Raw genomic sequence first — 608 nt, 5'->3', positions numbered from 1 at the left:
CTTGGTGATGTGCGGAGCCCCGAAGGATTTCTCCAACACCACATTGCGGCCCTTGGGACCGAGCGTGACCTTCACGGCGTTCGCGAGGATGTCGACACCGCGCAGCATGCGATCACGAGCGTCAGTGGAGAATTTTACGTCTTTGGCAGCCATGAGCTAACCTCCTGTTATTTTGTATCTGGTCGGGCCAAGCCTGTTCAGGCGGCCTTCTGAGCCGCGGTGGACTGTTCGATCACGCCCATGATGTCGGCTTCCTTCATGATCAGGAGATCCTGGCCATCGATCCGCACCTCGGTGCCGGACCACTTGCCGAACAGCACGCGGTCGCCGGCCTTCACGTCGAGGGCGACAACCTTGCCGCTCTCGTCACGGGCGCCGGGGCCGACGGCGACGATTTCGCCCTCTTGCGGCTTTTCCTTGGCGGTGTCCGGGATGATGATGCCGCCGGCCGTCTTCTCTTCGGCTTCGATGCGGCGGACGACAACGCGGTCGTGCAGCGGACGGAATGTCATAGGCGAGCCTCCTCGATATAGGAATTGGAGGCACTCGTCTGCGCCGAGCAGCACGTTTAGCACTCGACGCATTAGAGTGCTAAGACGAGTTGATAC

1 protein-coding gene is annotated in these 608 nt (G+C 60.9%); it reads right to left on the bottom strand.

Annotated elements, in window-relative coordinates; all coding sequences use genetic code 11:
• Positions 1–197: 197 nt before the first annotated feature.
• On the bottom strand, positions 198–512 hold the full coding sequence (groES, locus tag ACYVOK_RS29070) for a co-chaperone GroES (protein ID WP_460665754.1): 315 nt from the start codon (positions 510–512) through the stop codon (positions 198–200).
• Positions 513–608 lie beyond the last annotated feature (96 nt).

The organism is Kribbella swartbergensis (assembly GCF_054784135.1).
The sequence above is the reverse complement of the archived record's forward strand: the minus strand, read 5'-3'. Positions and strand labels throughout refer to the sequence as shown.

Bases quoted from the DNA above. Each gene is read 5' to 3' on its own strand.
- groES (WP_460665754.1), bottom strand. From the start codon at position 512: ATGACATTCCGTCCGCTGCACGACCGCGTTGTCGTCCGCCGCATCGAA.